The sequence below is a fragment of the Fulvivirga kasyanovii genome (assembly GCF_009711405.1).
Classification (GTDB): domain Bacteria; phylum Bacteroidota; class Bacteroidia; order Cytophagales; family Cyclobacteriaceae; genus Fulvivirga; species Fulvivirga kasyanovii.
Genome location: NZ_SMLW01000390.1, coordinates 1 through 8,282 on the forward strand (window position 1 = coordinate 1; position 8,282 = coordinate 8,282).

At 43.1% G+C, this 8,282-nt stretch carries 10 protein-coding genes; 5 read left to right on the forward strand and 5 right to left on the reverse strand.

Annotated features, from left to right (window positions below; genetic code table 11):
- From E1163_RS04840 to E1163_RS04855, 4 genes are all read left to right on the forward strand, one after another.
- Positions 1-656, forward strand: a 656-nt coding sequence (locus E1163_RS04840) for a M57 family metalloprotease (RefSeq protein WP_155170073.1), incomplete at its 5' end; no start/stop codon positions are given.
- 119 nt (positions 657-775) lie between these two features.
- On the forward strand, positions 776-1,357 hold the full coding sequence (locus tag E1163_RS04845; RefSeq protein ID WP_155170075.1) for a TetR/AcrR family transcriptional regulator: 582 nt from the start codon (positions 776-778) through the stop codon (positions 1,355-1,357).
- 77 nt (positions 1,358-1,434) lie between these two features.
- The gene (locus tag E1163_RS04850; RefSeq protein WP_155170077.1) at positions 1,435-2,184 is read left to right on the forward strand and encodes a glucose 1-dehydrogenase; all 750 of its coding nucleotides are present in this window, start codon (positions 1,435-1,437) and stop codon (positions 2,182-2,184) included.
- A gap of 198 nt (positions 2,185-2,382) precedes the next feature.
- A complete protein-coding gene (locus E1163_RS04855; protein ID WP_155170079.1) occupies positions 2,383-3,348 on the forward strand; it encodes a hypothetical protein in 966 nt (321 codons plus the stop codon).
- 242 nt (positions 3,349-3,590) lie between these two features.
- On the opposite strand, the gene E1163_RS04860 is transcribed toward E1163_RS04855, so the two are convergent.
- Entirely contained in the window at positions 3,591-4,355 is a 765-nt protein-coding gene (locus E1163_RS04860) for a S1/P1 nuclease (RefSeq protein WP_155170081.1), read from the reverse strand.
- Between the two features lie 82 nt (positions 4,356-4,437).
- On the reverse strand, positions 4,438-5,703 hold the full coding sequence (gene hemA / locus E1163_RS04865; protein ID WP_155170083.1) for a glutamyl-tRNA reductase: 1,266 nt from the start codon (positions 5,701-5,703) through the stop codon (positions 4,438-4,440).
- Positions 5,704-5,937: 234 nt separating this feature from the next.
- Between hemA and E1163_RS04870 the strand changes: the two genes are divergently transcribed.
- Entirely contained in the window at positions 5,938-6,870 is a 933-nt protein-coding gene (locus E1163_RS04870; RefSeq protein WP_155170085.1) for a ComEA family DNA-binding protein, read from the forward strand.
- A 101-nt stretch (positions 6,871-6,971) separates the two neighbouring features.
- Here E1163_RS04870 and E1163_RS04875 read toward each other — a convergent pair whose 3' ends face one another.
- Genes E1163_RS04875 through E1163_RS04885 form a run of 3 tightly spaced genes read right to left on the reverse strand, consistent with a single transcriptional unit; the run spans position 6,972 to position 8,256 of the window.
- Positions 6,972-7,310: a DUF6686 family protein gene (locus tag E1163_RS04875; protein ID WP_155170087.1), complete on the reverse strand. Its 339-nt coding sequence runs from the start codon at positions 7,308-7,310 to the stop codon at positions 6,972-6,974.
- 24 nt (positions 7,311-7,334) lie between these two features.
- Complete coding sequence (locus E1163_RS04880) at positions 7,335-7,877, reverse strand: flavodoxin (protein ID WP_155170089.1); 543 nt, start codon at positions 7,875-7,877, stop codon at positions 7,335-7,337.
- Between the two features lie 52 nt (positions 7,878-7,929).
- On the reverse strand, positions 7,930-8,256 hold the full coding sequence (locus E1163_RS04885) for a DUF6686 family protein (RefSeq protein WP_155170091.1): 327 nt from the start codon (positions 8,254-8,256) through the stop codon (positions 7,930-7,932).
- Positions 8,257-8,282 lie beyond the last annotated feature (26 nt).

The window sequence follows — 8,282 nt, forward strand, 5'->3', positions numbered from 1 at the left end:
GATATCTGGTAGAAAATGATATTTACCTGACAGATGCCGACCTGGGAAGAATGAGCCCGGGTAAGGATATACCGACGGTAGAGCAGTATAGCACTGATAATCTGGTAAATGGACCAAGGGTGATCAATGTTTATATGCCAACCGGCAGAAAGGGATTTAGCTCAGGAGAGCAGGCCGGGTTGGATGAGGCAATCAACAGGTACAATGCCGAAAGCCTAACTCTAACATTCCAGCGGGTGTCTTCCAGTGGAAGTGCAGACATCGTTTTCAAAAGATTAAACAAAAGGGATGAGCGTAGAGGTGTTCTGGGTTCTGCCGGTTTTCCGACAGCTTCTGGCGACCCTTACGGAACTATCAATCTTAGCGGAATCCTGGAATCAAGCTATGGACTAAGTGTGGATGGCATAGCTACCATAATAGCACATGAAATGGGGCATTGCATCGGTTTTCGTCACACTGATTACTTTGATAGAAGCATAAGCTGCGGTGGTTCTCCTTACAATGAAGGAGATGGTGGCGTAGGCGCAAATCACATTCCGGGAACCCCTACAGGTGCTGATACTTCCGGAAACGGTTCATGGATGCTTTCTTGTACAGATGGCTCGAGCAGACCATTTACCAACGATGATAAAACTGCATTGGACTATTTATATTAGTACATGCTAACATAATCAGACATGAAAGCCATTGGGAGTTTCCCAATGGCTTTTTTAGTTGTAAATTTAGGCGCATAGAATAAAGGAACGATTATTCCAAAATAGATGTATTAAGATCAATGCCGAAGAACGTTACATTCGATAGGGGAGAAATTATCCGCAAAGTGACTGACCTTTTCTGGAAAAAGGGCTATCACGGTACATCTATGCAGGATTTGGTGGATACGACTGGTTTGAACCGGTCGAGCCTTTACAATTCTTTTGGAGATAAATTTTCACTGTTTCTTGAATCGCTGAAATTTTATCAGGATCGTGAGCAAACACTTGCTTTTGCCAATCTCTTTAAAGACAATTCTGCTATTGCCTCTATCCGTTCCTTTTTTACGGCCTTGGTAGATGGTATAGAGAATGACCAGGATCGGAAAGGCTGCTACCTGATCAACTGTACCGCTGAGCTTTCTGCCACAGATGAAAAAGTGCAGGAATTTCTCCTGAACAATCAGCAGGTTCTGCTCCGCACTTTTGCAGACCTGATCAGGGCCGGGCAGGAAAAAGGGGAGATACCTGCTCATAAAAATGCCCATCAGCTAGCGCTCTATTTGTTCACCAGTCTGCAAGGGCTGCGCCTGACTGGCATGCTTACCACCTCTAGAGAAGAACTTAATAGTGTTGTGGATCAGGTGATTGCGTCATTGAACTAAATTTTTTTAACATTATTTGAAACGATCATTTCAATATACCGTATACTGGAATAATCGTTTCAAATAAAATCTATATCATGACAAAATTAAAAGGAAAAGTAGCCATCATTACCGGAGCAAATAGCGGAATCGGACTCGCAACGGCTAAATTATTTGCCAAAGAAGGAGCCAGAGTGGTGATTACTGGCCGCAGGGAAGATGCCTTGCAGCAGGCTGCATCTGAAATTGAAGGAGAAGTGCTTGCGATACATGCCGATGCGGGCAAACTTGATGACATCAAAAAGGTGATCAGCACCACGGTAGCAAAGTTTGGAAACATTGATATTTTATTTCCAAATGCAGGTATAGCGCCGTTTCAACCTATAGAGCATACTTCTGAAGAACTGTTTGATGAGGTTATTGGCATCAACCTGAAAGGCCCTTTCTTTTTGGTAAAAGAGGCTTTGCCCTACCTTAATCAGGATGGTGTGGTTATTTTCAATACCACCATTGCCCAAACCAAAGGCTTCGCGCACACCGGAGCATATGTTGCCTCCAAAGCTGGTCTAAGATCCCTGGTGCGTATACTCACTACTGAGTTAAAAGAGAAAGGTATTCGTTCTGTGGCGGTAAGTCCCGGCCCAATAGAGACTCCTATTTATAGTAAACTGGGCAAATCTGAAGCAGAAGTGGAAGAGATGGGTACAGCCTTTGCTTCACTGGTGCCTTTGGGCAGGTTTGGTTCTGCTGATGAGGTAGCAAAAACAGTTCTTTTCCTTGCCTCATCCGAAGCCTCTTTCGTCAATGGTACGGAACTGGTTGTGGATGGTGGACTGAGCATGGTTTAATCCTATAATGTGTATTTCTTGCTCCGAATACCCGGTTGGTTTAGTAGCCTTCCGGGTTTTTTTATGGACCTGAGAAAATAAAATGTACGTCCGATATGCCTTTATAGTGACCTTTTTCTGCTAAAAACCCACCCGTTTGCGGGATTTTATTCCCGGTTTGTTTTTGTACTTTAACTATTGGTCAAAAACAACAAAATCATGAACAACACAACAAAAAACAAACCCGGCACCGGGCTGAGGCGGTATGTCTGTACCTGTGCCTTTCTGGTCTTTACTTCTTTTGCATTTGCCGCTAACCCTGGCTTCAATTTTATCAACAACAAACAACAAACCACCATCAGGTTTAAGCTTATAGAAAACCTGGTGGTAATCCCTGTTACAGTCAATAATGACTTGAAGGTTAACCTTGTACTTGATACCGGAGGCAGATCCCTCATTCTTTTTGGCGAAGGATATGGTAAACTGCTCTCGGTATTGCCCGATAAAGAGGTGAGGCTTAACGGGTACGGACACCGTGAGTACAGGCCTGGTAAATTGTCGCCTGACAATAAAATATGCGTATCCGACATTCAGGGATTGGGCATTGGTATAGTAGTTACCAATGATAGGAACTTCTTTCCTTATGTGGATGGCACCTCCATTAACGGAATTATCGGGTACCAGATCTTCAGCCGTTTTATTGTTAAAATAGACTATCCAAACCGGCTTATTACTTTAACTGAGCCTTTTGTAAGGCCACCAATCGACGAAGGGTTTAGTGCTGCCGAGCTGATCATTAAAGATACTAAGCCGTACATTAAAGCCAGGCTGGGGATAGGAGAGGTGGAGCGTGATGCTTTCTTGCATGTGGATACAGGCTCATCGCGTGAAATGATACTTTTTCTTAAAGAGGGGGACGGGCAACTTGAGTCTTCCAAAGGGTATAGGTGCCATGTGGGCAGAGGCTTGAACGGTAATATTCAAGGTTATAAAGGCAAGGATTTGCGGCTGATCATGCCCGGCAAAAATTTTGATGATGTGGAGTCTTTCCTTCTAAAACGGGAGTTTTCTAACCGTGAGCTGCAGGATGCTTCAGGTACCATCGGTTCCGGATTCCTACAGGATTTCGTTATCGTGCTCGATTATATCAACCAGAAATTTTATTATAAACATGTAGCGGTTTAAAAAGCAGAAAGAGGGTCAGGCCGGGTTTCTGCGAAACATTGAGATTTCGGTTCCACATTTAATGGACACCTGCTAATAGCAATCAGCAAAAGCGGTTGGTAGACTAAGGGTAAAAGCAGTAGGCTCGGTTTGCTGATTTTCAGTGGTAAGCCTCGCGTTGCAAGTTTTATTTTTTCGATCCGTTTGCCCTAAGGGGTTGCAGCTTGGAGGGAAGAGGAGGTGCATATATCACCTCCTTTGTTTTATCCGTAAATTTCATTGAGCACACCGGCAAGTCGTATTCCTGCCTGGGCCAACCTCAATTTCACGGTTGACCAGTTGTAGTAACGGTATTCGTAACTGAGTTTTTTGTCTTCGGGAATATCATAAACCTGCTTGCGTAAGGCTACGGATTCATTTGCCCAATCCCTGACGCCGGAAGACTGCCATGCCTTTACCTGCTCCTTACTTACATTATCTACAATGTCGGCCAGCTCAGTATAGCTGTATTTTTTAGAATCTATCATGTCGCTGTCCCATACCCGGTGCAGGTTAGAGTTTTCCCAGAACCATTCCAGCCTCACTTTGTTGCCTCCCATGTCTTCTCCATGACCTACATGCAGGGGCTGATGGATGTCACCGATAAGGTGTACCAGCATTTTTAGCTTTTCAGCTTCATCTTTCTTTTGAAGGTTCCCCTGCTTAAGTTCAGAGATCAACCTTTCTATGGTAGCTATTACATCACCTTCCGGGTTCTTTTCACTCTCCTCGTAAGTCTGGCCGTCGGGTATGGTTACCCAGTGCCATGCATGTGTGTGGTCATAAGCATCATCCGATTTGATGTCATCCATCCAGTTGCTTACTACGGCAAGCGATTCGCCATCCAGTATTTCATTGATTTTTTTGCTGGCCTTTTTGCTGAGGTGTTTTTCAGCAACCTGCCCGACTGTACGATGCCCGATCATGCCCCACCCAAAAACGTGAAGAGACACGAATGTGCATAAAACTATTGCGATTTTTCTGATCATGTTTTAGAAGTTAGGGTGCAAAGGAAAGTAAAATACCTCACCATGACACATGAAGAAACGCATTTATTGCAAATAATAAAGATTATTTAACCTGAGAGGGTTGTTTTTCCAGGTCAAACAGGTCGTTGAGCACATCAATAAGTGTTTCAGCTTCTCCTCTTTTACACGCTGCTTTTAATTGTAGCACGGGTAGCTTCATCACTTTTTGCATCATGCTTTTAGTGACTTTGTCCACAATCTTGGCTTCCTTGGACTCAGCGTTCTTTAAATAGCGGGCAAGCTCTTCTTTTCTGATTTCCTCAAGAGCGTTTTTCAACTTTTTGATGGTAGGGGAAACAACCATTTCCTTTGACCAGTCATTGAAGTCAAGTATGGCTTCCTCTATGATGTTCTCAACTTGCGGTATGGCAGCAGTACGCTTTTCCAGTGCTTCGGAAGCCTTGCTTTGAATGTTATCAATATTATAGATCAGTGCCCCCGGGATATCTTCAATAGATACCTCTATGCTTCTGGGCACAGACAGGTCAATGAAGAATTTGAATGACAGGATCTCAAGCTTTTCAACTACCTCTTTGGTGATGAAAGGGCTTTCCGCAGCGATCGACGATACGATTACGTCAGCATCCTGAATGGCCTCCAGGGCCTCATCAAAAGGAACGGTTTTAAAGCCACATTCACTGGCAAGGGCTACAGCTTTTTCTTCTGTACGGTTGGTAATGGTAACATTACTGATCTTGGAGTCAACCAAGTTACGGCACACATCCCTGCCAATTTCACCCAAACCTAATATCAATACCCGTGGGTCTTTGATTTCGGAAGTGATGTCTTCTATTAATTCTTTGGTGGCATAAGAAACGCTGGCAGCTCCATCGCGGAACGAAGTTTCCTGCACCACTCTCTTGTTCGTGAAAAATATGGTGTGCATTAGTCTGTGAAGGAATGGTCCGGCCATGTCTTCATCGGCACTCCACTGGTAAGCTTTCTTTACCTGGTTTGAGATTTGCAGGTCTCCCACAACCTGGGCTTCAAGCCCCATAGAAACTTTAAACAGACGTTCAACAGCCACACTGTGCTTCTTATAAGAAATAAAGTATTCTGATATGGGAGTGTCTATGCCCTTGATCAGGCTAATGCCCTGTAGGATCTCTTTGGTAAGCTCTTTCTTACAGCTATAGTAAATTTCGGTGCGGTTGCATGTTGACAATACCAGGACATCTGTTGCCTGAGTAAACTCATTCATGAACTTCATTAAACGTTTGGCATGTGTCTCATCCAGTGCCAACTTCTCCCTGATCTCAAGTGGGGTATTCTTAAATGATAACCCGAGTACCTTAAATGTTTCCTGCATCACTATAATTTACGCCTGCAAATTTAATTAGTATAGAATTACTTTGAAAATTAGTCTTACTATTTATATCGTTTTCAAATAGTAACCACAAATATATTATGACTATTGAGTCGAAAATATGATCATGATCAGTTTTATAACTTATTTTCCTCACCCCTACGCAAATAATTTGCACCGGGTTGGCTTTTAGTCAAATAAAAGAATATCATTATAATTTGCTCAACTATTATAATAATGATAAAGTTTCAATTGTGGGTACGTAGTGTATTTGGCATATCCAGGTCTCAATCTACCGGTATGCTGATGCTTTTGCCGCTTTCCCTGTTTCTGGTTTTAGCACCTTCCTTCATAAAACAATTGCTTGACGAGCAGGTCGATCTAGAAAAAGAGAAACAACAATTAGACTTGCTGATTGCCCAAATGGAAGTTGATACTACCCTCTATGATCCAGGGCCATTCAATTACAAATACAAAATGTTTGATCCTAATCACATCTCAGGGCAGGAACTTGAAATGATGGGGGTAGATAAAGGAGTAGCTTCTAATTGGGAAAGGTACCTCGCGAGTGGGGGGAAGTTTTATGCAGTTGATGATATTAAAAAAGTTTATGGCCTGAGCGCTGAGACTTTTGGCAGGATCAGGGACTATGTGAAAATCAAAGTGCCCGCTAAAAAAGAAATGAAACAGCAATTCTCTGAACAGGTACCTGCGGAAGAACGAAGGCCAGCAGTATCTACTTACACACAAGTAAGCAAAAAAGCCATTCAGCCTTTTGATATCAATAAGGCAGATACCATGGCTTTGAAGCAGTTGAAAGGTATTGGGTCTGTGTTTTCAAAAAGAATACTTAAATATCGTGAAAGCCTCGGCGGTTTTGTGAGCAAAGATCAGTTGAAAGAAATTTGGGGATTAAACGAAGCAGTACTTGCCCAACTGGATACCTTGGTTTACATTGATCAGTCTTTATCAGGTATTCGCCTCCTGGCTGTCAATGAGGCCACAGAGCAACAACTTGCCCGCCACCCTTACCTTTCGAACAATCAGGCCGGAGCTATTGTGGCTTACAGGTATCAGCACGGTAAGTTTCATCAGGTCAGCGACTTATACCATATCCATAGGCTGGACTCAGCAACTGTTGCCAAACTGGCTCCTTATCTGGAATTTTAAAAGGACCCATTACCGCTTCGTCCGGCTGGCAGCAGGAGGGTTCCCGGACTTATTCATACCAGCAATATCAGGATATTGGCCATGAAATACTCCATAACCGATTAGTCCGTATTATAGTGATAGATAATCTTAAAAGCCTCAACCACAGTCTGAGCCTCCGCTATAAGTTGTTCCAGATCGTCTGCCTGCTTTTGGGTGAGACAGATGCCTGGCGAAGCTCCGTGATCTTTGATGAGGACCTGCCGTCCTCCAGGGAAATCATAATGGAAGTCTCCGTCGCTGAGGTTAAGAAGAATATTCCTGAAATGACCTAGCTCAAAATCAGAAAACGATAAAGCACAACTGCTAAATATCACAAAATAACCCTGGCAGCCTTTGCACCAGCTAACCTGGGCATTGTCACTTTCTGATAGAATAATATGTTGACTATAGTTACACATGGTGCAATTGACTGTTCTTCCGGTTTATGCTTCTTCCACCATTTCCTCTATTTCCTGCTCTACCTGCTTTATCCAGGCTTCGAGACGCGGCTCATTAAGGTCATATTGGTTCTCAAAATCGAGGGCCAATCCATAGAAATGATCTTCATCGTATAAGCCTTTGGACTCATCATATTCATAACCTTCATTGGGCCACATACCAATAATATACCCGCCGTTTTCAAGTATAATTTCGCCCAGTATACCCAAGCCATCCACAAAGTATTCAGGATAACCCGTTTGATCACCCAGTCCAAACATGGCCACAACTTTACCGCTAAAATCTATAGTTTTAAATTCTTCAAAGAAGTTCTCAAAATCACTTTGAAGATCTCCATCGTACCAGGTGGACAAACCGATGATAATGATGTCAAAACGATCATAATCAGCAGCGGTCATATCACAGGCTTCTATTAATTCGAGTTCTGAGATTTTCCATAGTTCGGCCAGGTGGTGGGCAATTACCTCTGTGTTTCCTGTATCCGTACCATAGAAAAGACCAACCTTGTTTTCAATAGCAAATGACATAATTATGGGAATTAAATGTTTGTAAAATCTTTAAGCTGACGATCAGTTACCGTCATTGATATAGGACATGATAAACTTCTTTCAGGGTTGTGCCCTGCTCAATTACTTCCAGCAGGGAGCTTACTTCCTTTTTGCTGAGGTAAATGCCGGCAGAAGAGCGGTTGTTCCTGAGTAGCGCTTTATTGACTCCGAAGTGATCGTAGCAAAAGTTTTTGCCTTTGAGTTCCTCCAGCACCTCTTTGAAATTGCTCAGGCCTTGTTTAGTTAAAGAAAGATAGCTGGTGCCAAATACCAGCGAATAGGTTTTGCAGTGTTTGCACCAACTTATCCGAACCGGGGCTTCCTCGGCCAATACGATATAATCTTTAGAGTCGCACATACCAAATATTTAAATTTGTGCCTCCT

Bases quoted from the DNA above. Each gene is read 5' to 3' on its own strand.
- E1163_RS04845 (WP_155170075.1), top strand. From the start codon at position 776: ATGCCGAAGAACGTTACATTCGATAGGGGAGAAATTATCCGCAAAGTG.
- E1163_RS04860 (WP_155170081.1), bottom strand. From the start codon at position 4,355: ATGATCAGAAAAATCGCAATAGTTTTATGCACATTCGTGTCTCTTCAC.
- E1163_RS04880 (WP_155170089.1), bottom strand. From the start codon at position 7,877: ATGTCATTTGCTATTGAAAACAAGGTTGGTCTTTTCTATGGTACGGAT.
- E1163_RS04855 (WP_155170079.1), top strand. From the start codon at position 2,383: ATGAACAACACAACAAAAAACAAACCCGGCACCGGGCTGAGGCGGTAT.
- hemA (WP_155170083.1), bottom strand. From the start codon at position 5,703: ATGCAGGAAACATTTAAGGTACTCGGGTTATCATTTAAGAATACCCCA.
- E1163_RS04875 (WP_155170087.1), bottom strand. From the start codon at position 7,310: ATGTGTAACTATAGTCAACATATTATTCTATCAGAAAGTGACAATGCC.
- E1163_RS04885 (WP_155170091.1), bottom strand. From the start codon at position 8,256: ATGTGCGACTCTAAAGATTATATCGTATTGGCCGAGGAAGCCCCGGTT.
- E1163_RS04870 (WP_155170085.1), top strand. From the start codon at position 5,938: ATGATAAAGTTTCAATTGTGGGTACGTAGTGTATTTGGCATATCCAGG.
- E1163_RS04850 (WP_155170077.1), top strand. From the start codon at position 1,435: ATGACAAAATTAAAAGGAAAAGTAGCCATCATTACCGGAGCAAATAGC.